This window comes from Coleofasciculus sp. E1-EBD-02, from assembly GCF_040218245.1.
Lineage (GTDB): Bacteria > Cyanobacteriota > Cyanobacteriia > Cyanobacteriales > Coleofasciculaceae > Coleofasciculus.
Genome location: NZ_JAVJQN010000101.1, coordinates 1 through 24,110 on the forward strand (window position 1 = coordinate 1; position 24,110 = coordinate 24,110).

General features: G+C 43.8%; 23 protein-coding genes and 4 pseudogenes. 11 read left to right on the forward strand and 16 right to left on the reverse strand.

Annotated features, from left to right (window positions below; translation table 11 throughout):
• Positions 1-223: 223 nt before the first annotated feature.
• Positions 224-538 (reverse strand): annotated as a pseudogene (locus tag RIC07_RS16375) (DJ-1/PfpI family protein); the annotation flags it as partial.
• Positions 539-871: 333 nt separating this feature from the next.
• On the opposite strand from RIC07_RS16375, the gene RIC07_RS16380 reads away from it, so the two are divergent.
• Complete coding sequence (locus RIC07_RS16380) at positions 872-1,765, forward strand: Rpn family recombination-promoting nuclease/putative transposase (RefSeq protein WP_446395465.1); 894 nt, start codon at positions 872-874, stop codon at positions 1,763-1,765.
• A 257-nt stretch (positions 1,766-2,022) separates the two neighbouring features.
• Here the strand turns inward: RIC07_RS16380 and RIC07_RS16385 are convergent, their stop codons facing one another.
• The 6 genes from RIC07_RS16385 to RIC07_RS16410 all read right to left on the reverse strand — a co-directional run bounded on the left by RIC07_RS16385 (position 2,023) and on the right by RIC07_RS16410 (position 7,871).
• On the reverse strand, positions 2,023-3,495 hold the full coding sequence (locus tag RIC07_RS16385) for an alpha-amylase (protein WP_446395466.1): 1,473 nt from the start codon (positions 3,493-3,495) through the stop codon (positions 2,023-2,025).
• Between the two features lie 264 nt (positions 3,496-3,759).
• The gene (locus tag RIC07_RS16390) at positions 3,760-3,993 is read right to left on the reverse strand and encodes a hypothetical protein (protein ID WP_446395467.1); all 234 of its coding nucleotides are present in this window, start codon (positions 3,991-3,993) and stop codon (positions 3,760-3,762) included.
• An 85-nt stretch (positions 3,994-4,078) separates the two neighbouring features.
• Positions 4,079-5,992: a hypothetical protein gene (locus RIC07_RS16395; protein ID WP_446395468.1), complete on the reverse strand. Its 1,914-nt coding sequence runs from the start codon at positions 5,990-5,992 to the stop codon at positions 4,079-4,081.
• A gap of 128 nt (positions 5,993-6,120) precedes the next feature.
• Positions 6,121-7,083 carry a tetratricopeptide repeat protein gene (locus tag RIC07_RS16400; RefSeq protein WP_446395469.1) on the reverse strand — a complete coding sequence of 321 codons (963 nt, stop codon included), beginning with the start codon at positions 7,081-7,083 and terminating at the stop codon, positions 6,121-6,123.
• A gap of 121 nt (positions 7,084-7,204) precedes the next feature.
• Entirely contained in the window at positions 7,205-7,522 is a 318-nt protein-coding gene (gene trxA / locus RIC07_RS16405; RefSeq protein WP_446378282.1) for a thioredoxin, read from the reverse strand.
• 76 nt (positions 7,523-7,598) lie between these two features.
• A complete protein-coding gene (locus tag RIC07_RS16410; RefSeq protein WP_446395470.1) occupies positions 7,599-7,871 on the reverse strand; it encodes a hypothetical protein in 273 nt (90 codons plus the stop codon).
• A gap of 296 nt (positions 7,872-8,167) precedes the next feature.
• Here RIC07_RS16410 and RIC07_RS16415 point away from each other — a divergent pair, with 296 nt between their 5' ends.
• Positions 8,168-9,097 (forward strand): pentapeptide repeat-containing protein, encoded by a 930-nt coding sequence (locus tag RIC07_RS16415; RefSeq protein ID WP_446395471.1) that lies wholly within the window; start codon positions 8,168-8,170, stop codon positions 9,095-9,097.
• Positions 9,087-10,418 (forward strand): AAA-like domain-containing protein, encoded by a 1,332-nt coding sequence (locus RIC07_RS16420; RefSeq protein ID WP_446395472.1) that lies wholly within the window; start codon positions 9,087-9,089, stop codon positions 10,416-10,418. The genes RIC07_RS16415 and RIC07_RS16420 overlap by 11 nt, the downstream gene beginning before the upstream one ends.
• Positions 10,419-10,726: 308 nt before the next feature.
• Here the strand turns inward: RIC07_RS16420 and RIC07_RS16425 are convergent, their stop codons facing one another.
• Positions 10,727-12,370, reverse strand: coding sequence for an adenylate/guanylate cyclase domain-containing protein (locus tag RIC07_RS16425; protein ID WP_446395473.1), 1,644 nt, complete (start codon positions 12,368-12,370; stop codon positions 10,727-10,729).
• 154 nt (positions 12,371-12,524) lie between these two features.
• Between RIC07_RS16425 and mnmH the strand changes: the two genes are divergently transcribed.
• Together mnmH and RIC07_RS16435 are read left to right on the forward strand one after the other, a co-directional pair.
• The gene (gene mnmH, locus RIC07_RS16430) at positions 12,525-13,583 is read left to right on the forward strand and encodes a tRNA 2-selenouridine(34) synthase MnmH (RefSeq protein WP_446395484.1); all 1,059 of its coding nucleotides are present in this window, start codon (positions 12,525-12,527) and stop codon (positions 13,581-13,583) included.
• A 195-nt stretch (positions 13,584-13,778) separates the two neighbouring features.
• Entirely contained in the window at positions 13,779-14,429 is a 651-nt protein-coding gene (locus RIC07_RS16435) for a Uma2 family endonuclease (RefSeq protein WP_446395485.1), read from the forward strand.
• A 95-nt stretch (positions 14,430-14,524) separates the two neighbouring features.
• Here RIC07_RS16435 and RIC07_RS16440 read toward each other — a convergent pair whose 3' ends face one another.
• The 3 genes from RIC07_RS16440 to glcD form a co-directional block, all read right to left on the reverse strand.
• Entirely contained in the window at positions 14,525-15,160 is a 636-nt protein-coding gene (locus tag RIC07_RS16440; protein WP_446395474.1) for a hypothetical protein, read from the reverse strand.
• A gap of 24 nt (positions 15,161-15,184) precedes the next feature.
• On the reverse strand, positions 15,185-16,003 hold the full coding sequence (locus RIC07_RS16445; RefSeq protein WP_446395475.1) for a hypothetical protein: 819 nt from the start codon (positions 16,001-16,003) through the stop codon (positions 15,185-15,187).
• Between the two features lie 361 nt (positions 16,004-16,364).
• A complete protein-coding gene (gene glcD, locus RIC07_RS16450; RefSeq protein ID WP_446395476.1) occupies positions 16,365-17,837 on the reverse strand; it encodes a glycolate oxidase subunit GlcD in 1,473 nt (490 codons plus the stop codon).
• A gap of 736 nt (positions 17,838-18,573) precedes the next feature.
• On the opposite strand from glcD, the gene RIC07_RS16455 reads away from it, so the two are divergent.
• A complete protein-coding gene (locus RIC07_RS16455; RefSeq protein WP_446378298.1) occupies positions 18,574-18,903 on the forward strand; it encodes a hypothetical protein in 330 nt (109 codons plus the stop codon).
• Positions 18,904-19,426: 523 nt separating this feature from the next.
• On the opposite strand, the gene RIC07_RS16460 is transcribed toward RIC07_RS16455, so the two are convergent.
• Together RIC07_RS16460 and RIC07_RS16465 are read right to left on the reverse strand one after the other, a co-directional pair.
• A complete protein-coding gene (locus tag RIC07_RS16460) occupies positions 19,427-19,942 on the reverse strand; it encodes a hypothetical protein (RefSeq protein WP_446395477.1) in 516 nt (171 codons plus the stop codon).
• Positions 19,929-21,029, reverse strand: coding sequence for a helix-turn-helix domain-containing protein (locus tag RIC07_RS16465; protein ID WP_446395478.1), 1,101 nt, complete (start codon positions 21,027-21,029; stop codon positions 19,929-19,931). The genes RIC07_RS16460 and RIC07_RS16465 overlap by 14 nt, the downstream gene beginning before the upstream one ends.
• A 63-nt stretch (positions 21,030-21,092) precedes the next feature.
• Here RIC07_RS16465 and RIC07_RS16470 point away from each other — a divergent pair, with 63 nt between their 5' ends.
• The 5 genes and pseudogenes from RIC07_RS16470 to RIC07_RS16490 form a co-directional block, all read left to right on the forward strand.
• A complete protein-coding gene (locus RIC07_RS16470; protein WP_446395479.1) occupies positions 21,093-21,323 on the forward strand; it encodes a hypothetical protein in 231 nt (76 codons plus the stop codon).
• Positions 21,324-21,356: 33 nt separating this feature from the next.
• A pseudogene (locus RIC07_RS16475) lies at positions 21,357-21,653 on the forward strand (BrnT family toxin).
• Positions 21,643-21,926: pseudogene (locus tag RIC07_RS16480) on the forward strand (hypothetical protein). The pseudogenes RIC07_RS16475 and RIC07_RS16480 overlap by 11 nt, the downstream one beginning before the upstream one ends.
• 44 nt (positions 21,927-21,970) lie before the next feature.
• Positions 21,971-22,108, forward strand: a complete 138-nt coding sequence (locus RIC07_RS16485) for a hypothetical protein (protein ID WP_446395480.1) — start codon at positions 21,971-21,973, stop codon at positions 22,106-22,108.
• 114 nt (positions 22,109-22,222) lie between these two features.
• Positions 22,223-23,071: pseudogene (locus RIC07_RS16490) on the forward strand (Fic family protein); the annotation flags it as partial.
• Here RIC07_RS16490 and RIC07_RS16495 read toward each other — a convergent pair.
• From RIC07_RS16495 to RIC07_RS16505, 3 genes are all read right to left on the reverse strand, one after another.
• Entirely contained in the window at positions 23,047-23,259 is a 213-nt protein-coding gene (locus tag RIC07_RS16495; RefSeq protein ID WP_446395481.1) for an addiction module protein, read from the reverse strand. The pseudogene RIC07_RS16490 and the gene RIC07_RS16495 sit on opposite strands and share 25 nt — an antisense overlap.
• A gap of 411 nt (positions 23,260-23,670) precedes the next feature.
• Entirely contained in the window at positions 23,671-23,913 is a 243-nt protein-coding gene (locus RIC07_RS16500) for a helix-turn-helix transcriptional regulator (RefSeq protein WP_446395482.1), read from the reverse strand.
• 5 nt (positions 23,914-23,918) lie between these two features.
• Positions 23,919-24,110, reverse strand: a 192-nt coding sequence (locus RIC07_RS16505) for a hypothetical protein (protein ID WP_446395483.1), incomplete at its 5' end; no start/stop codon positions are given.

Sequence of the window (24,110 nt, forward strand, 5' to 3'; positions counted from 1 at the left end):
AGTTTGCCTCGACAATGTTAGACGGGCTTTTTAAGGATTCAGCACTACAGCTATAAACCTGTTCACTGATTGCTTAACTGAATCCGATAGAGCATGATGCTGGCGTTCACATCAAGGTGTCATGACCCGTCTAACGTAGACTGCGGTGAGTCTTGGTCTGCACGTTCCGACGCAAGTCCAGATATGCCTAGATCTGCATAGTTCTGTATAGGTTTTTCGGAACGGTTATCTCTAGAACCGTCTCATTTAGGCGGATATATTCCGGGGCACGTCCACCGGGAATCACCAAGGCATCATAATCGGCGGCTACCACCTCACTGAATGTGGCATTCAAGGCGAAGTTATGACCGGGTTTTTCACTATAGGTTTGATCCCCTTCAAAATCGTGAACGGCTGTTTTTACGCTGTCTCCAGCCTTTTTATCAGGACAAACTGCATGAACGGTATGTCCCACCATTTGCAATGCCTGAAATGGCACCATGACCTCGTAGTCTTCGACGAAATCGCCAACGACCATTAAAATCTTTTTTCCACTCATCGTTGTTTAGTCCTCGATATACATCAACGCGATCGCTTCCAATGATGATTATCCTTAATCGTAGCGTTGAAAAGCCGAAGAGGTGACAAATGAATTCAGTAGACCAACAATGACAGACAGTTGCGGTTCTCTAGCTGTAGCCTTAGGTTGGGTTGAGTTAGCAAACCCAACACCATCGACAGGTCAAGTACCCCATCCACCCTACTTCGCACCCACCCTGTCCAAGAAACCTGATATGCCCCAAAGCAACCCTAAGCTGTATTTAAATGGATGACAGCTTTGTGTTACGATTAAACTATCTTCTGTCTTTTCAAGCTTAAACGGGAGAAATCGATGAGATTTATTAGCCCCAAGGTTGATTATGCCTTTAAAAAAATATTCGGCTCCGAACAAAGTCAAGCCATTTTAATCAGTTTTCTCAATGCCATCATTTATGACGGCGAGAAGGTGATTCAATCCTTAACGATTGTCAATCCCTATAATCCCGGTCAGGTGATTAGCTTAAAAGAAACCTATTTAGATGTAAAAGCGGTGTTAGCCGATGGCTCGATTGTGATCATAGAGATGCAAATTGCCTCTATGTCAGCATTTAATAAGCGAGTGGCGTATAATCTGGCAAAAGCCTATAGCAACCAGTTGGCAAAAGGAGAAGATTATCCCCTTCTCAATCCGGCAATAGCGGTGACAATTACGGATTTCATATTATTTCAAAATACAGAGAAAATAATCAGTAAGCTTTCCTTTTATGAGGAAGAGGATAAGTTTCCAATTCTCGGAAATGAACTGCGGCTAATTTTTGTAGAATTACCGAAATTCAAGAAAACCCTGTCTGAGGTACATACTTTGGCAGATAAATGGATTTATTTTCTGAAAGAAGCGGCACGTTTAGAGAGTATTCCTGAGAGTTTGGCAGAAGTATCAGAGATAGAATTTGCGTTACAACTGGCGAATCAAGCCAACATGACAGTAGAAGAATTGGACATTGTTGATCGGCGAGGGATGATGCTGCAAGATGAGAAAGGACGCATTACTTATGCTGAAGAGAAAGGACGACTCACTGAAGCACTTGCCTTAATCATGCGCCAACTTAAAAAGCGTTTTGGAGACATCCCGGCGACGCTCAGCCGCAAAATTGAGGATTTATCTCTTGAAGATTTAGAAAGCTTAGGAGAAGATTTTTTAGACTTCAACAGTTTGGCGGATTTGTCAAGTTGGCTTGAGGAGTGATCGCGCTAAACGAACGTTACAGGAGTCCGATCACGCCACCCAATCTACATTCTAACCTGTGAAAAGCGAGCGATCTGTAGTGCGATCGCCGTAGTAGACTTTGGTTCATCTTCCGGGAAAGAGAATAAAACTAATCAAAACCCTTGCACCGCTATCACCGAAAATGTACCCTTGCTCCCCCTGCTCCCCCTGCTCCCCCAGCTTCCCCAGCTTCCCCCGCTCCCCCTCACCGCAGCACTTATTCAGCAGCCCCTAGCTTAGTCTTGAACCCACACGGAAACCGAACCGCCGTTACACCGAAACTCTGCCCATCCCCATTCATTGGTGTAAATGGGTTCCTTGATATGTTCCGTTAAATCATAGAACTTGGCATTCGGTTTACCCACTTCCATCCACTTATAACCTGGCACACTATCACTCATAATCACTGCCATGGCTTTGGGATGAGCTTGATCCCCTAAGCGAGTCCAACCAATTGTATTGTAGTGATCAAAGTAATCATATTGATCCCCGTAAGCATACTCTTTGCGAGCATAGAGGAGTTTGTCAATAATCCAACGGTGAGAGGGAAGAAAAATCTTGTACCGATTGCCATCTTTGCCATAATCCTCGTATTCTGCACCGTAATAATCGGCATAAAATACACAAGGATAACCCTCGCGGCGTAATAGAATGATCGCATACGCTAAGGGCTTAAACCAGGGTTCTACGGGGGCTTCTAATGACTGTAACGGTTGCGAATCATGGTTTTCCACAAACGTAACTGCATGGGTGGGACGTTGCTGCATCAAAGTGCCATTGAGGATACTCCCCATGTCATAATGTCCACCGGATCGGCTAGCGTAATAAAAATTGTAGTGGAGTGGTACATCAAATACCGACATTTTGCCATTAACGGCATTGATATACCAATGCAAGGTGTCAATATTGTTTAACCAATATTCACCCACAACAAACAAATCTTTGCCCGCATGATACCGCATCTCATCTAACCATTGCGGGAAAAACCAGGATGAAATATGTTTAATCGCATCCAGACGGAAACCATCCGCGCCTGTGGTATCCAGATACCATTTGCCCCAACGAGTCACTTCATCGCGCACGTCTTGACTCTGGAAATCCAGATCACATCCCATTAAATAGGCGAAATTCCCTTTTTCTAACGCCACATAATCATCAAAGGCTTTTCCCTCAAAGAGATAAAGCGTATTCGGTTCCTTGGTGTAATCGTCGTAATCCACCGCATCAAAATGCCACCAATGCCATTCAAAGTTAGAATACTTGCCCTGACGACCCGGAAACTTAAAATGAGAATAGGCTTTGATATCCCTTGTCCAGCCTTTGGGATGCAGGCGATCATATTCATTAAAGGGAGTAGCGCGGACAATCTCTGTCCCTTCACCTCCCATACGATGATTTAAGACAGTATCCCCATAAACTTGTATTCCTGATTCGTGTAAGGCGTTTATCGCGGCTAAATATTGTTCACGAGTGCCGTATTTAGTGCGAACGGTGCCATGTTGATCAAATTCGCCTAGATCATACATATCATACACGGCGTAGCCGACATCATAAGTGCCTCCCATTCCTTTGTAGGCGGGAGGTAGCCACAATGCGGTGAATCCTGCATCGGCTAATTCTTGTGCCTTAGTTTTAACGTCATTCCACAGGATTAGATTGGGATCAATATACCATTGGAAATATTGCATCATTGTGCCGTTGATTGACATGTTTAGCCTCTCTTTTTTTTACAACGGATGAGGGAAAAATTAGTTACTTTCCCTAGTTAGGGGCTGATGCACAAAGCCGAAACCGCAAAGCCCATCAATACTTTGAGCTTTATTGACAGAGGGTTTGATTCACGGAAATCGGCTAGTATTCTTTAAATGTATGGCATCACCTTGCTCAGGAAAAATGTACCCTTGCTCCCCCAGCTTCCCCAGCTTCCCCAGCTTCCCCCGCTCCCCCTCACCACAACACTTATTCAGCAGCCCCTAGTTATTTCCCCTTGGCAAGGGGAGGGTTAGGGAATGTCCGCCCATAATTGCCACAACTTTTCGCCCATCAATCAGTTCTTCTAGGGCATCGGTAATCGCATGATCATGTAACCGTTGGGCGAGGGTTTCTAGAATACTGGCGGGGTGATCTTTGCCATTGTTGACATAATGGTCATAGACTCGACCATCCAGGGTATGACCATAGCTTCCTGTTACCCCAACCCGAGTCAATTGGGTGGATAAGTATTGTTCATTGATGCAGCGGGTCGCCCCTACATCCTGTTAATTGCCGTTTATTCTAACATGATTCATTATTTTATTCGCCGACTGTTTCTCTGGAAACTTGAGTCGTATTAACGGGACAAGCCGGACTCGCATCCACCTCTTCAACCTTCCTGACTTTGCGAATAATTGTGATTTCTTCTTGCCGCCGAACTACAGTGCGAACCGGGGTAACACAGACAATATCCCTTGCCGGATCACGTCCGAAACTGTCAAAACTTAACGTGGCTAAATTTCCTACACTGACAGAACTAGGACGTTTGCTGCGGTAAGAGTAATCAACTTCAGCTTCAACCTTTTTACCCGATTTATCTGACGGTGTTTCCGGAGATAAATCGGAATCAGACATCACCTTCTTTTTAACTTTTTCTTTTTCTTCGATTAAGTGAGTAACGCTAACCGGTTCAATGGCTAAAACAACTTGCCCTTGGTTATCGTCCTTATAGGTGTCAAAGAATAATCCGCAAACCGTTGTCTTTTCTTTGACCTCAAGAGGGATGAAATCCTCATACCCATTCAGCGACAGCCAGCTTTGTTCAACTTCAATACCTGTGAGTTTAGTGATAAATTTGCCCCCTTTGACCCAAAGAATTGCCCAGGGTTCTAATTTAAACTTTTGTTCTCCTGACCAATACTGGGCATTTCCTTCGCGAATTGTCACTTTATAGGTTCCCGGTTCGAGATCAATATAGTTGGTCTGCCATTGCTGGAGACTCCTCAAGTTGTCCGGATTCAACAAATGACAATTGGTTGTACTATCAACGGTTAGGGTTTGAGGCGTTGTCGTCGATTTGTTGTCTGTAATGGAGAGGGTAACTGATCCACTGTTATCGGTGTTATTGATATCAAAGAATAAGGCACAAACAACCGCTTGACCTTTGACTTCTAAACCTAACGGATCATCATAGCCATTCAGGGTTGTCCATGTTGCCCCGGTTTCAAAGCCCGTGTTTTTATTAACAAACGTACTACCATCTATACCATAGATCCAGAGTAATACAAAGGGTTCGCCTTGCCCTTTATCTTCGGCATAGCTGTAGCGACCACTGGCAATTTTTAAGGTATAGGTTCCTTGATCTAAGTGAATCGAGTTTGCCACATTAGACTGTAGGTGTTCCATCGCACCTTGGTCAATAACATAACAATGGTCTTGGGTATCAATGGTCAATAGGGTCATGGATTCCTCCTGAATAATAGTTTTAATGGGTGTAGTTGGTTGAGGGGTTGATTGAGTCACAGGTAGATAAACCGTAAGTCCCGCCCAACGCCCTCTCGGTTCAGTCATGGTGACTAAGGTTCCTGTACCTGTTTGGGGATCAATACGGATGAGTTGACCATCTTTGCCTAAATTAAAGAAGTTACCCGTGACGCCATAAAGAACATCACCAATAAAGTCCATACTGCCAAGATCAGGGAAGCCAATATTGCCAATAAGATTGACTGCACCTGTATCAAGATCACAGGTTGCCAATAATTTTTGACGGTCATAACCAATTAGAGTAATATAAGCGATGCCATCAGTCGCAAAAGCGACTTCACCACAGTTCCGTTCTTGATCCTTAATGGTTACCACGGGTGTCCCTTTACCCGTGGCGGGATTGATGGCAATTAATTGTTTTGCACTGGTTGCATAGAGGGTTTGGCGCTGGTGGTGATAGGCTAAACCAGCAACCGCAAAACCAATATCACCAATCACCGTGGCTTCCCCAGTGGTGGGGTTAATATTGAGGAATAATGTGGTTTGACCATCATCAGTTTGATCGAGTCCATAAAGCTGGGAATCGACAAAAGCAATATCGGTTACGGAGGTGGCGATCGCGCCAATTAATTGGGTGTTCCCTGTCACTAAGTCTAAGGTATACAAATTACTGGGTTGATCCGATTGATAATCCTGAAGATAGACGGTTCCAGGTGTTAGATCTCCGCCAGATGTTTTGGATAAACTCATTTTTCTCTCCTACTATCTTTTATCTAGGCTTTAAACACTCAAGGGGCGGGTTTAGTCACATCTAGGTGGCAAAAAACGTTAATCGTTCAACCCGCCCTTACAGACGTGCCATGGCACGTCTCTACACCTTAGCTTTGACTGGGTAAAACATTGGGAATCTCTTGATTCATTTGCAGTTTCTCAATTGCGTCTTTAATCACCTCCAGCAATAGCTGATTCTCCTGCTGCTGCGCCAACTGAACCGCTTTCTGCAAGTCCGCGATCGCCTTTTGTTTTTGCTTCAGTTTAATCTGGACTAAGCCGCGATTATAATAGGATTCAATATGATTCGGACAAAGGGTTAAGGCTTGGTCGTAATTCTTGAGTGCCTCTTTATATTTTTGCAGGGCATAGTAAGCATTGCCGCGATTATTATAGGCTTCATGATTTTGACTATCAAGCGTAATGGCTTTGGCATAGTTGCTAATGGCTTGCACGAAGTTATTTAAATAGTAGTAGCTATTGCCGCGATTGTTATAGGCTTGAGCATAGTTAGGATTGATTGCGATCGCTTTATCGTAGCTGTCAATCGCTTGTTGATATTGATTTAAGGCTATATAGGTATTTCCTAAATTATTATAACTTTCAGCATAGTCAGGATTGAGTTTAATGGCATGACTAAAGTCTAACAGCGCTTGTTTATACTCACTTAAATTATAGTAAGCATTACCGCGATTATAGTAAGCCCGCTCATACTTAGGATTAAATTTAACCGCTTGCGTATAATCCGCGATCGCTTGATTATAATCCCCTAGTAAATAGTAGGTATTTCCTCGGTTATTATAAACTTGTGGATAGCTAGGATTCAGTTTCAGAGCATCATTATAATTTTGCAAGACTTCTTGATAGTCATTTAAAGCAAAAAAGCAATTGCCACGATTGTAGTATGACAACGCCAAATTTGGATAAGCTTGAATCGCTTTGTTGTAAATCTCAATTGCCTGCTCATACTGTCTTGCCTGATACAGCGTTTCGGCTTGTCGATTATAATTAATTGCCAGATTTCGCTTGTATTCCAAAACAGCAGGTAAAATCAAGCCTAAAATTATCATTAGTCCAAAACTGCTTATGATAAAACCGAAAACAACACCGATTGATTTAAGGATTTTGGCAAGACGCTTCAATGTACAACCCCCATTGATTCTGGAATACAGTCCCAATCAATTTTAGAGTTTAAAGGAATTTTTTTAAATATTCAATCAGTTTTGGCGTTTGCATCACGCCCTTGATGCGACTGGCTTGTTCACCTTCGATAAATAAAATTGAAGTCGGCAACGACTGAATCTCATACTGAGAGGCTAGTTTTGGATATTTCTCTGTGTTTATTTTCACCACTTTGATGCGATCTCCCATTGCCGTCTTCACCTGCTCTAAAATAGGAGACATCATTTTGCAGTATCCACACCAGGTTGCATAGAAGCTGACTAAAACCGGCGTAGGAGAATTCTGAATTAAATCTTGGAAACTCGAAAAATTATGCTTAGTTGCCATTTCATTGAGTTGCAAGCCGCTGTAACATAAACAAAGCCAGATAAACCCAGTCAGGCTATCTGGCTCATTGGATGAATTACGATTCTACTTGTTGTTCCTGAAAGACTACTTCGCCCTCTTGTTGAACTTGAGCCATTTGAGTGGTATTGATTGGGCAAGCCGGACTCGCATCGATTTCTTCCACCTTTCTTACTTTGCGAATCAGCACAATTTCCTCTTCGCGCCGAACCACTGTGCGAACTGGAGTTACACAAACAATATCGGTAGCAGGATTACGTCCAAAGCTATCAAAGCTAAGTGATTCCAGGGGAACAATATAACCTGAACCTTTGGAATTTTGCTCACTCATAGTCTAAAACCTTATCTGTCAAAGCAACATTGGCAACGTTCTTAGTATGGCAGCTTAGAGATGAGAAATATAGTCCCTAAAGTTCAGATGTTGAATAGAGAATTTTTGGCTCAAATCCTAATAATGCATAATGTTGTATTTTAGTCAATACCTATAAGTCATAGAATTGAACTAAAACATATCTCTGATTCAATCCCTTACCTTGTTAACCAAACAGAGATTTCATGGCGAAAATATGTAATATATTGCAATAATTGTCGATTACTGATTCATATCCCCCAGCCCATATCCGAAACATGAAGGCAAAAGACATTCTTCAACGTTATGCAACTCAGGAAAGAAACTTTCAATCGATTCGCTTTAACCAAGTTTCCTTAAGTGGTGTCGATTTGAGTGGCGCTGACTTCAGTTATGCCAATCTCAGTTGCGCTGACTTAAATCAAAGTATTCTAAAACGGGCTAAATTTATCTGGTGCGATTTAAATCAAGCAAACTTAAAAAATAGTAACTTAGATCAAGCAAACTTACTCTATGCCAGCTTGCTGTGGGCAAATCTCAGTGAAGCCAGCTTAATCCAAGCCAACCTCAGTAATGCTCGCTTAAATCATGCTAATCTTCAGTCAGCTTGCTTAAACGCCGCCAATCTCACTAATAGTTGCTTAGACGTCGCTTGTTTAACCCACGCTGATTTAAGGGGGGCAGATTTGTTCCAAGCGAATTTAAAAGGAGTGGATGGTACCGAGGCGATTTTTAATCAGGCGAAGCTGTGTCAAACCAACTGGGAAGAAGCCATTCTCACCAAGGCTTTATTGTGTCAGACTGACTTGGAAGGAGCGCAACTCCATAAAACGATTTTATGTGGTGCAGACTTAAGCGAAGCGGATTTAGTTGAAGCCGATTTAAGTGATGCTGACTTAACCGGGGCAATATTGCGACAGGTTGCCTTAGAATTAGCTATCCTTGTGAATACAGATTTGAGCGATGTTGATTTGAGTCAAGCCTCTCTGTTTAAAGCGAATTTAGAAGGAGCGGTGCTTGACGGAACAGTGTTAGTGGATGCCGATTTACGTTATGCCAACTTAAAAGACACCCAACTCCAATCCGTAAATTTATCCGGTTGTCGAGTTAAAGGAGCGCTATTTACCAATGCGATCGGCTTAAGCCGAACTCAAAAGCAATGGCTAATTGAAAAAGGTGCATTGAATATTGAAATCGATGACTATTAAACCCAGCCTTATTCAACAAACCGAAAATTTTATTCACCAAAAAACTGGAAAAACGCTTAGTTTTATTCAAAAAATTGTTTTGCAAGAATCGTTAAATGAAACCCCTAAAACCTATGTACAAATTGCTCGTGAAAATCACTATTCTGAAAAATATATCCGTCAACATGTTGCGCCAAATTTATGGAAATTAATATCAGAGGTTTTAGGAGAAAAAGTTAATCGAACGAATTGCCGTGCTGTCCTCGAACAAAAAATTCCAAATGCCTCTATTCCTAAAAACCAGCATCTCGCTACGGGTTTAGAGACGTTACGTTCAGAATCTCCAGAAGGACAAGTTCCGCTCAACTCTCCTTTGTACATTGAACGGCATAACCTTGAGCAAACCTGTTATCAAGAAATTCTCAAGAAAGCCGCACTGATTCGGATCAAAGCCCCCTGTAAAATGGGCAAAACGTCTCTCCTAAGTCGGATTCTTGCTTACGGGAAAACCCAGAATTGGGCGACTGTGCGCTTAAGTTTAAACCAAGTTGAAACGAGCCGATTGGCGTCTACGAATCAATTCTTGCGCTGGTTGTGCGCGAATGTTACCCAGCAGTTAGGATTAGACTCTAAATTAAATGAGTATTGGGATGAAGATATTGGCACATTAGTCAGTTGTACCCTTTATTTTCAAGAACATATTTTGAAAAACCTTGATAGTCCGCTAATTTTTGGATTAGATGAGATTAATCAACTGTTTGAACATCAAAGCCTTTCCCGTGATTTTCTGGTTCTATTGCGTCACTGGCATGAAAAGGGAAAAGATTTAGCGATTTGGCAAAAGTTGCGAATTATTCTGGTTCATTCCACTGATATTTATATTCCGATACAAGCCAATCAATCTCCCTTTAATATCGGCGTGCCAATTGAGTTACCCCCGTTTAATCAGCGTGAAGTCGAAGAGTTAGCCCAACGGCATGGACTTAAAATAACGCCGTCTGAATTGCACCAGTTAATGCTGCTCACAGGCGGATATCCTTATCTGGTCAGACTAGCGTTTTATCATAGCTTACAGCACCATTTACCTTTGAAAGAACTGGTTTCAAATGCGGTTGTTTATCAAGCCATTTTCAAGCCGCACCTTGGCTATTTATCTAGAAAAATTAAACAAAATATTGATTTAATGGAATCGTTTAAAAATATATTATTATCTCCGGCATTTTTAAACGAAGAGATTATGTTTGAGTTGAAAAGCCTAGGATTAATTACTTTAGGTGTTAATCAAGTCAAGGTAAGCTGTCAATTATATCAGGATTATTTTACGAATTACTTTAACCTCTAACGAATAAGTAGGTGGGGACAATTAAGTAGGTGGGGACAATTAAAGTTAACGGCTGAGATCGTCATTTGTCATTTGTCATTTGTCATTTGTCATTCGTCATTTGTCATTTGCTTCCCCATCTCCCCCATCTCCCAGACGTGCCATGGCACGTCTCTACATTGCTCCCCCTGCTCCCCCTGCTCCCCCTGCTCCCCCTGCTCCCCCTGCTCCCCCTGCTCCCCCTGCTCCCCCTGCTCCCCCTGCTCCCCCTGCTTCCCCAGCTTCCCCAGCTCCCTACCCCCTCACAACACTTATTCAGCAGCGCCTATCTACTTATCTCCGTTTTGTATTACCTTCTCCTGATTAATTTTATACCATAAAACTCGATATAAATCTAACGGTTTAGCTTTTCCCTTAACTCGCATTGGCGGCATTTTTTCTACAGGAATAGTTCGGTCATTGAGTTTATCTAACGTACTTTGAGCGATTAAAATTTCATTGGGTTTGGCTAAATTACAAATCCGACTGGTCACATTCGTGGTATCACCAATCGTGGCATACTGAATCAGTTTCGCTGAACCGATATTTCCCGCCGCCACTTTCCCCGTATTTAAGCCGATGTGAATTTGAATCGGTCGTCTTTTGCGTTTAATCCATACTTGATTTAAACGACGAACTGCCCATTGCATATCAATCGCGGCTCTTACCGCTAAATCGACATCATTGGGTTTGCGATAGGGAGCGCCCCAAACCGCCAGCAATGCATCACCAATATATTTTTCCAAGGTTCCTTCATAGGGGAAAACAATCTCCTCAACCATCACCTGAAAATACTCATTCAGCATTTCAATAATTTGCCGAGGTTCCATTTGGGAGGACATTTTGGTAAAGTTACTAATATCTGCAAACAGCGCTGTTACTTCCGTATCGACGATTTCTAAATTGCCTTCCTCCCGCAGCTTACGACTCACCGTTCGCGGAAAGAACCGTTCTAGTTTATCCCGCATCACCGCCTCCGCCTCCATCTGGGTATAAAGGCGAGAATTCTCGATCGCGATCGCGGCTTGGTTTGCCAGACAAGTTAAGAACTCCAAGTCTTCCTCAGAATAGAGATGCGTCATCGATAAGTTATCCACGTACAAAACACCGATAACCGTATCTCTTGGTTTGAGCGGAACACACATCGCGGCGTGAATCCCTTGTTTGAGAATCGAGACGGAATCGTTAAACAAAGTGTCAATTCGGGCATCATCCGTTAAGATGCCATTGCCTTGCTTGCGAACAAAATTAGCAATCCGTTTGCTGTAAAACTGAGTATTATCTTGATAATCAGATTGCAGCTTTACCGCTTTCTGTTCCAGTTTTCCGGTCTGTTCATCAACCATCAAAATCGCTGCCCGATCCACCTGCATGATCTCAAACAACAGATCCAAAATTTTTTGCATCAGTCGGTCAGATTCTTCGGGGGAGGAAAGCTGTTTGCTCACCTCTAGCAAAATTTGCAATTTATCAACCGAACGCTGATGAGCATCTTGGTCGCGGAGTTTTAAAACTGAATGTTCTGCTTTATCAGGTTGCAGTAATTCTCGCATCGTAATCCGCGTCTTCTCAGGCGCAACCTGCCGGAGAATCGAAAGATTCGAGGTATCCTCATTGATCGGTTTTTGTTGAGGAGTGGGAAAGGTTTTCACAAATTTGAAAAACACACTACCAAAGCGAATTAAATCCCCATGCTTGATTTGACATTCCTCAATTTTACACTCGTTAACAAACGTGCCATTGAGACTTTGCAGATCCGTCAGTGTGGCACTGTCTGAGTCTGAGCAAATAACGATTTGGGCATGGTGACGAGAGAGATACCCATGAAGTACGACAATTGTGTTATCGTCTTCACGCCCGATGGTATTAATCCCCGACTCCAAGGTATAAACTTTTTGATTAGGAGTATCGGGATCGTAAATTAAGTAAGACACGCCCCATCCTCACCCTTAATGATCATTTCATTTAAGATAGCGAATGCTGGAGACTTGCTCCCAGTCGCTTGTGGTCAATCTCCCACCTGAGGCTTCCGATACACTAGAAAAGGTTGGCAATCGGGACTTTATCCACCACTCTAGACAAATCAGCATGGCGCGATCGCTCACATACACTCAAGCACCCTGGCTAGAAACCTATACTGAGATTATTGATGTTCGCAGCCCCAGTGAGTTTGCTGAGGATCATCTGCCTCAAGCGATTAATCTACCCGTCCTCAATGATGAACAACGGGCGAGAGTGGGAACGCTTTACAAGCAAGTCTCCCCCTTCCAAGCCCGAAAACTGGGTGCTGCCCTGGTTGCTGGTAACATTGCTCAACATCTTGAGTCTCACTTTGCCGTTAAAGACAAAGACTATCATCCTCTGGTGTACTGCTGGCGTGGCGGTCAACGTTCTCATAGTCTGGCTGGCGTCTTAAATCAAATTGGCTGGCGAGTGACTGTTCTAGAAGGGGGCTATAAAACCTACCGCACTTATGTGCGCCAGCAACTCGAAACGTTACCGCCCCAGTTTACATTTCAGGTGTTATCCGGTTTCACGGGTAGCGGGAAAACCTATATTCTACACCAGTTAGCGCAACGCGGCGTCCAAGTCGTTGATTTAGAAGGTTTGGCAAATCATCGCGGTTCTCTACTCGGTCAACAGTGGCAAGATGAACCAACCCCTCAACCGTCGCAAAAACAGTTTGAATCCTTACTCCTGTTGGCATTACAACGCTTTGACTCCCGTCAGCCGATTTGGGTAGAAGCCGAAAGCAATAAAATTGGACAGCGTTATTTGCCTAATTCCCTTTGGCAACAGATGAAGCAGGCGAACTGTATAGAAATTCAACTCCCCCAAGCGGTAAGAATCGAACGGCTGCTGCACGAGTATCCCCACTTCATCAGCCATCCCGACGTATTGAAACGCAAGCTAGGGTTCTTGAAATCACGCTACGGTGGGCAAAAAATTCAGCACTGGTATCATCTAATTGACACCGAACAATGGCATACATTAGTCGGAGAATTGCTGAGTCACCACTATGATCCAGCCTACCGTCGTTCCATTGGGCATCTGTACCAATCTGCTTCACGCATCTTAGAAAGTGATGAGGTATCGGATACTACCGTAGAAGCGTTGCTTGAGTCGGTTAAACCTGAATGTCAATAATGGCTCCCATCCTGGTAGTGCGAGCATCTTGCTCGCTATTAATACCCAATTTAAGTGCATGACAGCTTAAGATTAAAAACAACCAGAACCCCATTGTACTGTGGGATGGTGATGTATTAACCATTCCAGACCTGCTACCCGGTTGGGAAGTCCCCATCTCTGAATTATGGTCGCCTGTATTTGAATAAGCTGGATATGATTACCCTGCAACTCCGACAACTCGACGTACCTCCTGGTCAACGGTTGCTCATTCGTAACCTCGATTGGCAACAATTCGAGCGCATCTTAGTCGAACTCGGTGAAACCCGTTCCTCCCGCATTGCCTATAGCCACAGCATCTTAGAAATCCGAATGCCTACCCCAGAACACGAAGTTGATAAAGAACTCATTGGTGATCTGGTTAAAATTCTCTTGGATGAACTAGAAATAGACTGCGAGTGCTTCGGATCAACTACATTTAAACAAGAAACTATGGATAGTGGTATCGAACCCGACCAGTGTTTTTATATCCAGAATCAGGCGCAAATGCGGGGAAAACGACGCATTGACTTAACCATTGATCCACCCCCTGATCTCGCCATTGAAGTAGATGTTACTTCAAAAACCCAAATCGATGCTTATACCGCCCTTGGGGTTGCTGAACTTTGGCGCTACGAAAAGAATCAACTTAATATTTACACACTGCAAGCCGGACAGTATCAGCGCGTGGAGATTAGTCCCACATTTCCCACATTACCCATACTGAACTTGGTGACACAGGTGCTTGAGCAAAGTATCGCCATTGGCAGAAGTGCGGCTTTACGCGCCTTTCGTCAGCAAATTAAAGCCTTTAAATCAGAAATGTAGGGGCGCAAGGCTTTACCCGATTTAACCGTCAAATCTGAATTTGATAGATTAGTTTTACGTCCAGAAACTGTAAAGGCACTTCTGCCTTGCTTCAATCACGGCAGATTTTGTTGACAGAGTTGAAAAATATAGCGCAGCCGTCCGAGTAAAAGTTCCATGTCTCCCGTTGAGTACAGGGGCGTTTCATAGCCAATTCCATTGATATCTAGTTTGTAGAATCTCCAGCCTTCGCCATTGGTAACGATTCCCAGACTATCTAGGGTATAATTTTTCTGTTGGTTATTCCACTGACAGGCTTGCATCTCGACCAAGCATTGAGCTAGTCCTTGCTCAAAATCATCTTTTTTGGCTTCAATGATACACAGACTTGGCATATCCAGAAATCGCTTACGTTCAGCAATCAGGTAATCCACATATCCCGCTAACTGATCACTTTCCAGGTGCGCTCCTTTCCAGATTTTGAGACGTTCACAGGGGTTAATCGCTTCATCGCAGATGGCATCAATTAAAAGCTTTTTAGACTCTTCATAGCTTTCCAGATCAAAGTTGCGGTTGAGTCGGGTAAGGTGTTCTTGGAAAAAGGCACTGAGTTGAACAGGTTCTGTTTTCAGAGTCCAAGGGAGCAAATCGGTAAGTCCTAGTAACTTAAATGCTTCGCTTTTACTGAAGCTAGAAAATTTTCGCTTCTTGGATTTTGGGGTTTTCCCGCTGCGACGTTTTCCATTTAGCATCTTGGTTATCTTAACACTAAATAATCAAGGCATCCACTCCAGGACAATCCCAACGCGACTATCTTTTTCTTCTGTCGAGTTTTGCTTCTGAATATCGGTGGATAAGCGTAAGTCTGGGGTAACCGCATACCCAACCGACAAGGTGGTTAAACCGACTTCATCATCACTTCCTGGGGAGACAAAACTTTGGGTTAAAGATATATCAGCCGCACCTGTGCGAGATAAAACCAACTGCAATTTTACGCCGAGATTTACGCCATCTGTGGTATAGTCATTCGACTCCAGATAGCGATAACCCACCAGAGGAGCCACATTTACATAATTTCCTAAAGGACGCAGATAATACCGCAAGTCTACACCAAACGCTTCGCGATCGCCATTAAATGAGGTGTGATAATCCCCACTGACGGTGAAACCGCTACGATTGATAAATATATCTTCTACACCGATATTCAATCCCCCCGCTTGTTCAGTTGAGGGAAACTGAGAATAGCCGAACCGGAACCGGGTGCGAAAACTGGGGTCATGGCGAATTTCTTCTAAAACATTGGGTACGTCTTGCAACCAGCGTTGTAATACGGGACTATTCTCAATAATCTCTGGATTTAACTCCAATTCCTGGGCGGCTGAGTTTGATGGGGTTTCAGATTGAGCCGTCAGGTTTATTTCGGGAATTGGGGTTGGGATTGTGTCTAACGTTTGGCAAGATGTGTTACCCCAACTGGGTACAAATATCCATAGTAAACCTAAGCTTAATTGCAAACATTTTCTCGAAAAATAGTTAACTGGGACTAGGGAATAGGAACTCGGAAAGATACTGTTGGCGAATTCTGGTTGGCTCATATTAAAGGAGTGGGGGCGGAGTTATGGAGGTGTAGGGGCGGGTTTTACTGATCACGTTTTGGAGACAACCCTTAATGTAACTAAACCCGCCCTTCTTTTACCCTTCTTTTACCCTCCTTGATTCCCTCTTTATTCCCCCCTTTCAAAGGGGGGCTAGGGGGGATAAGGGCTAGGGGGAATGGAGAAGGGGTTAGGGGATGAGGGTGAAACGGTACATAACCCAAAGGCTTACTATCATTGATGTTCACCTTAAGTTGATACGGATGAAGGCTTGCGCCCCACATAAGTACCTCTTAGAGGTTTGTTGTAAGATGCGAGCGTTTATAGCGCTAAAGCGCTTACTACAAACTTAGTACAAACCTTAAAACCGTTCCACATCCTTAAACTGGGCTGACTTTTGAGCATTGGCGGCTTCGCCACAGGTGCGAGGCGTGGGAAATACTTTTCCGGGATTCGCCAAGCCTTTGGGATTAAACACCTGATTAATCCATTTCATTGTCTCCAAATCCGCCTCACTAAACATATCAGGCATAAAACAGTTTTTATCTGCACCAATCCCATGTTCCCCAGAAATACTTCCGCCTGCATTTACACAAAGTCGCAGAATTTCCCCGCCTAATTCTTCCACCTGTTCAAATGCACCCGGAATTGATTCATCGTACAGAATCAAAGGATGTAAATTGCCATCTCCCGCATGAAAAACATTGGCAATCCGATAGCCATACTTTTCACTTAACGCTTCAACGTCTTTAAGTACCTGCGCTAACTGTGTCCGAGGAATTACCCCATCTTGGACAAAATAATCGGGACTCAGATGTCCCGCCGCCGCAAATGCTGCTTTGCGTCCTTTCCATAGTTTTAACCGCGTTTCGGGGTCACTGGCGGTGGTAATGGTTCGCGCCCCATTCTGTTGACAGAGTTGAGTCACCCGCTTTTTGTTGGTGCTTACTTCTACCTCTAACCCATCCAATTCCACTAACAAAATGGCGCCCGCATCTCTGGGATAACAGCCTGTCGCCACCACATCTTCTACTGCATTAATACTGAGATTATCCATCATTTCCATTCCGGCTGGAATAATCCCTGCACCAATAATATCGGCAACGGCGGCACCGGCGGCTTCTATACTGGTAAAATCTGCTAGAACCACACAGATGGATTCTGGGGTTTTGAGAATTCGCAGCGTAATTTCTGTGGCAATTCCTAATGTGCCTTCGGAACCCACAAATAACCCGGTTAAATCATATCCTGGCATTTCCGGAATGGTGCCACCGACATCGACAATTGACCCATCGGGAACCACCAGTTTTAACCCCAAAACATGGTTTGTGGTTACGCCATATTTGAGACAATGGACTCCGCCCGAGTTTTCAGCCACATTACCGCCAATGGAACATATAATCTGACTGGAGGGGTCTGGGGCATAATAGAATCCGGCACCACTGACGGCTTGAGTCACCCAGTTGTTGATGACTCCAGGTTGAACCACAATCCGTTGATTGTCTAGGTCAACATCCAGGATGCGCTTCATCAAGGCGGTGACGATTAAGACACAATCTTCTACGGGTAAAGCACCGCCCGATAAGCCTGTGCCTGCACCTCGTGCCACCCAAGGGATAGTATAGCGATCGCACAGTTTAACAGCAGCAGCCACTTGTTCAGTCGTGCGGGGGAGTACCACCAAGGCGGGGCGTTGGCGATAACTGGGTAATCCATCACATTCGTAGGTGAGTAATTCCTCCTTGCGGCGAACCACACCCTTTTTACCAATAGCTGCTTCAAATTCCTTGATAATGGGTTTCCAGTTCCGTTTGGACTTGGCTTGGGTCAACATAGGTCGAGTTTATGAGTACCGCTACGGGGAAGTTAAACATTAAACGTTAGACAGTAGGGGCGAGTTTTGCTGTTCAGTTTACCTGCAACCGATAACCTATCCACAGAAGCCGCCCTTCGTCCTGAATTAAAAAAGGGTTGATAAAATACTATTCTCAGGGAATTAAGGCTTTTATTTCAACTACGCATATCTTGCCTCATTAGTCAACCCTTGTTGTAACCCGTAACGAATCTCGCTTTATGCCGTTTTTGTCTCTAGCAAGGGTGATAGATAGGGGGTTTCAGATTCTTGACTACCGACAAAAAATGTACTTGACAAATGTACTTGACATCAGAGCCGGGGATTGAAAACCAAGCTCATTGGACTCTTGACGTCACTTTGGCTGAAGATGCTTCCCGTATTCGTTCTTTCCCTAGTCCTCGGAATGCAAGCTCTCTTGCGGCGCATAGCTCTGGGTCTTCCGTATTTAGCACACTAAGTCCGGAAGAATCCCATAAATTTACTTGTCTTGACTTTTAAATTTATCATTTTTTCAACCTAAATTAAACTGAAATTCATATTTACTTAGAATTTACAAATCTATAAGCCTTGCTGAATCTTCTGTAAAATCATTCAATCTCTATAGACAAGACAATCACGGATTCAGTAAAGTAGAGAACTATAAGGGATTACTACTTATTACGTTTTTAAGTCAGAGTACCCTAAGTTTTCTAAACCTATTCCCCCTCTATTGAACATGAAACAACTACCTTTACGTCTCCTAAGCTCCAGCTTACTCGCTACCAGCATTACCCTCATGTCTGGCTTTGTTTCAGCCAACGCGGTACAAGCCTCAGCTATTTCCTTGGATAACACCAGCACATCAACAAATACACTTACCCATGACGCTTCCGCTCAAGTAAATGAAGCAAATAGAAGATTCTCCATTAGCACTATGCCTCATATTCCTGAGCATAATCCTCATCATGATCATGGTTCTACGTCCCAACCCACTATGCTAATAAGTTTTGCCTTAATGATTGGTTCTATCGCTGCCACAGCCGCACGTTATCGGCAGTCTTGCTAAATATTGCCATGTTTGTCGGCTAAAGCGTCGGTCAAGTATTCCTAGAAACCGGGTTTCTCGTAAGGATGACAACTCCATATCAAGTTTCACCCCCAGAAATCCGGTTTCTTGACCGATGTCCCTAGCTGATAGGGGTAAGAAGTTAAATAATGCTTCTTACCCTTTTTTTTTTTTTTGAAGGAGCAAAGCTGTAGGAGCGGTTTTTACTGAGAACGTTCTGTCGATGTCCAAGAATTTGACTGTCGCCGCAAGTCTTGCTAAGTATTTAATTGTTAATCGGCTGGTTGATGGGGTTAGAAGTTTAGATAGACTTCCAACCCCTTTTTTTTGGGATCGTTAGGTAAGCGCGATCGCACTTAAACCCTTAAACCCCGGCGATTAAAATCGCGGCTATACAAACAAAGTCCGCCTACGCGGACTCACGAAAAATAGGGGCGATCGCATTGTCCACCCCAAAAAGCGCCCTCTCCTCAAGTTGCGGTTCTACCCAATAGGTTTGATGGGCGCTGGTGTATCAAATAATTCAGTTTGTGCCAGATTGTGATAGATTTTTTTTCCAATTCGCTAAGATTCCTGGCGCAATATATTTTCCTCGTTCTTGGATTAAGGCATCAGCCATCGTAATCACGTCTGCAACTGTTTTATATTGAGTTGTCACCATTTCCGACAATAAGCGCAATGTCCGAATATATGCAATTTGGTATTTTTTACAGGTTTTAACAACTAGCCCGTCATCACTGGCACACATAAGTAATCGATGACGGGCAATCGCAATTGTGGAGCGATCAGCGATACTTAAAAGGGGAATGTTCTGACCCAATTCTAAAAAACTGGCGAACATCTCCTCAGTGTCGAGAGTGAGTGATGTTAAGTATTGTTCGGCAGCTTCACGAGTGAGTGCTTCTAGCCTATCGGAGTCAAGAACATCTTGTGCAATGAATAAGGGGCTGTAGTGTAACTGTAACCACTCCCATTCATTCAGCCAGCGAAAGTCTATGAGCGCCGTGGCGTCAAGAATTGTTCCGTTAAGAGATGGCATAAATCTCGACATCCTGGCGATACACCCGCAGCTTTTCCACTGTTATATCGAAGAGTTCCGCTGCTTTCATTTCGGAAATTTTGCCTAGTTTAAGGGCTTGCCAGATTAACTGTTGATAGCGTTCATTTTCAGGAAAGCCTTCTGGCTTGAGTTCTGGCGGTAACTCCATTGTATTTTTTAGGGAGGAGCTATACTGATTTTTGTAGACAGCACAAATTTTGGCTTTTTCTTTGGCATAGTCAACTATTTCCATCTGTGCCAAACGGGTCAAAATAACTTGGTAACTAACCCGAAAATGTTGTTTAAGTTTAACTATATTAGTTGTTAACTGGTACATCCGCTCTAATTCTGCTTGGGGAACTAACAGATGACCAGCAAAGAAATCAGCCACGTTTTCCCGTGCTTTGTCTTGTTCCTTGGTTCCTTCCTCAATTAAAGCATTGTGATACTCATTTCGATGTAAAATTAAGTGTCCTATTTCATGAGCTAACGTAAACAGTTGCCGTTCTATCGTAATGTCATGGCTGTTGATTAAGACAAAAGCACCTTGAGCATCGCTACAAGCACTTAAACCGAAGAAACCTTTAATCAGATAGGGAACGCGCAGGACTTTCAATCCTATTTCTTCTACAGTTTCAAATAAGTTGAAAATCGGTGCTTCTCCCAATCCAAGACAGCGACGAAACCGACTAGCAATTTCAGCGATGCGTTTTTCATTACCCTCAACTTGATAGCAGGGGGTACTTTCTGGGGTGTATGGGGGTAAACCCACGGCTTGCTCCAGAGTGTTATAGGTTTCCAGCATTCGCAGCACTTGGGCAACAAATTGGGGGTTATTGCCAAAGGATGCATGAGCGCGGAAGCGGAAGTTAGGTAGTTCCTCGCTTTCTGGGCGTAGTAAATCGTCGAGGGTAACGCCCAAAGCACGAGCTAGAGCAGACAAGGTTTTGCTGTCGGGTAGGGTTTTAGCGTTTTCGTAGTTGTTGATACTCTGGCGAGTCATCCCGACTATCTCTGCTAGCTGCTCCTGGGATAGACGCAGACTTTTGCGGTAGCGGATGAGGTTGGCTGCGATGGTTTCCTTCATGTTTAACTTTCCCGCGAAAGTGCTGGAGGGTCAAGAGTTTTGTAAAAGAAACTGGTCTTTTATATGCTAATTATACTTGAAAATGTAAAAGCAGTTTTACAGTTTACGGCGATTGGGTTAGGGCGCGATCGCATTCTCCACCCCAAAAAGCGCGATCGCACACCTTCTTTTCGTCTTACTCTATCGCTGTTGCTGTCCAGTCTTGAGACAAGGAGGAACCGATACCGCCTCAATCGATATTATCGGGTAAGTCATCAATTGACATTCCCATCCACTCAGTTGAAAGTGTATTGACGATGTAAATACATCCTGCCTACACTTAGAGGCATGGACGTATATTTCGTACTCAACGGCATCACCTTTGTTTGGAATGAACAGAAGGCGCGGTAAAATCCTGCCAAGCATGACGGTGTTACCTTCCAACAGGCTACAGAAGCTTTCTTCGATCCCTTTTTAGTTGTCGTTGATGCGAGTCGCAATGATGAAGCGCGAGATGTTGTCATTGGTTTGGATAAGCGCTGGAATCTCCTATATGTAGTTCATATTGAGCGGGATGATGACATGATTCGGATTATTTCGGCTCGTAAAGCAACGAGAAAGGAGCGTGACTACTATGAAACCTGAAGCCTTGAAAAAACGATTGGATAAAAATCGTCCAATGACCAGTATCACTATTCGCATTCCTGAAGATGTGGTCGAGGATCTTAGCGGGTGGCTCCATTACTGGGGTTTTCGGGTTATCAACCCTTAATTCGTGCTTATATTGGTCAGGGGTTACGAGCTGATCTTGAGCGATTAGAAGGAGATACGGTTTCTGCTTTAATTGCTAGTCTAAAGCGTCGCGGCGTTAGTGATGATGTGATTCATGAAGCACTCAGCGAAGTGGCTCAAAACTGAATCTGATTAGAGAGGCGATCGCACTCTCCACCCCAAAACATGCGATGCAAGGGAGCGCACTCCTCAAGCTGATCGCCCACCTTCTCTCAGTCTTACTCTATCGCTGTTGCTATCACCAGCGCTTTTTGGGAAAGTGGATGCCTGATGCACAGTTTGAGGTGTTTTCGATGCGGATGTGGTAACTTCTATCGTTCAAGAGTAACATCGTATCCCCTTTGGGTAGGGGCGCAAGGCTTGCGCCCTCTCAAGTTACTCAGCGTTATACTATTTAGGTTCACTTGTGGTTATATTCACCAATGGAGTGGCAACCGATAGAAGATTTACCATCAAACTGGCAAAATTTGGCGAGTGCTGAGTTACCCCCCTTAGTCACTGTTTGGGATGAACAAGCAGAACGTCTTCGTACATCGGGTGAGTTCAAAACGTTTATGGAGAGGCTAAGCCGAGAGATAGCCATCGAAACAGGAATTATTGAGCGGTTATACACTATAGATCGAGGAATAACTCGCCTTTTAATTGAACAAGGAATTAACGAAGCTCTGATTCCTCATGGAGCAACAGATCGTCCGGTAAAACAAGTCGTATCTTTAATTCAAGATCAAGAAACGGCAATCGAAGGACTATTTGATTTTGTCGGTGGGCAGAGAAGTTTGTCCACATCTTATGTCAAGCAATTACACCAGGTTTTAACTCAGAGCCAAGATAGTACAGAGGCATTAGTTCCACAGACAGGGCAAATCATTCGCGTTCGTCTCATACGAGGTGACTGGAAGCAACAACCGAATAATCCGATGCGGCTAAATGGGACGATTCATGAGTATTGTCCTCCAGAACAAGTGGCATCGGAAATGGATAGATTGATTGAATTGCATCATCACCATCGAAACCAGAAGATTCCTCCTGAAATCGAATCAGCTTGGTTGCATCATCGATTTACTCAAATTCATCCATTTCAAGATGGGAATGGTCGAGTGGCTCGATGTCTTGCCAGCTTAGTCTTTATTCAGGCGGGATGGTTCCCACTGGTTCTTACTCGTGATGATCGTGCTGCTTATATTGCGGCTTTAGAACAAGCTGATCAAGGTGATTTGAAAGGCTTGATTAATCTATTTACCAAGAGTCAAAAGCAAGCTTTTATTTCCTCCCAAGTCATTACATTGTCCGGATTTATTTCATAGTCATCAATTCGATGATCAAGTTCCTGTTTTTGCCTCTCTGTTAGATCGGGATAGACTTGCTCGGCTGCAATACTATCCCAGATTGCTTGTACCAGACGGATTCTCTCTTCAATGCTGAGAGATACAATTTCATTCAATGCTGCTGTAATATTCATAAAAACTCCTTCGTTGTGGGAAACCCCGTGTCTTTAGACCGGGGTTGCTTACGCTGAAACGCCTAGATAGAAAAGCTGGCGATTAAGCTGTGGGTTATTTAAACAGCTTTTAAGACCAGAATGCCTGTGTTGAGTATCTATGATAGCGCGATCGCACTTTAAACTGAAGCTTCCCCAGTGCCGATGTACTACACCTAGGTTAAAGCCTCATCCAGTAAGGGTTTGAGCGGTGATAGGCAAAAAGCGTAACGGGTACAACCTTCGACTCTGATGGCATACCCTCTGAATCCTATAAGGCTTGATGTGCGATCGCACTCTCCACCCCAAAACACGCGATCGCACACCGTCTCTTAGTCTTACTCTATTCCTGTTGCTGTCTAGTCTTGAGACACCGGATGAACTGATACCGCCTCAGTCAATATCATCGGGTAAGTCGTCGATTGACATTCCTGCTTGTTCCAGAAGTTCTTTCAGCCGTTTAAACTGTCCTAGAGAAAGCTTGAGTTGATGTGCGCCTCTTTCGTAGTTTCTAATTGTCCGACCAGTAATCCCCAGTTCTTGAGCGAATTGCTCCTGAGTCATTCCTAGACGTTCGCGGACTTGCTTAAGAGTTGGCAAGTTAGGGTTGCTATTCCAATCCTGATCATTTACCATTTTAACTAGCGATAGGAAAACTTTTCCTGTTGACAACCTAAAAATTGACGGGGAAACAGAATCATCAGCGCTTTCTGGCAAAGTGGATGCCTGATGTACAGTTTGAGGTGGTTTTCGATGCGGATGCGGTAACTTCTACCGCTCAAGAGTGACATTGTATCCCATTTGGGTAGGGGCGCAAGGCTTGCGCCCTCTAA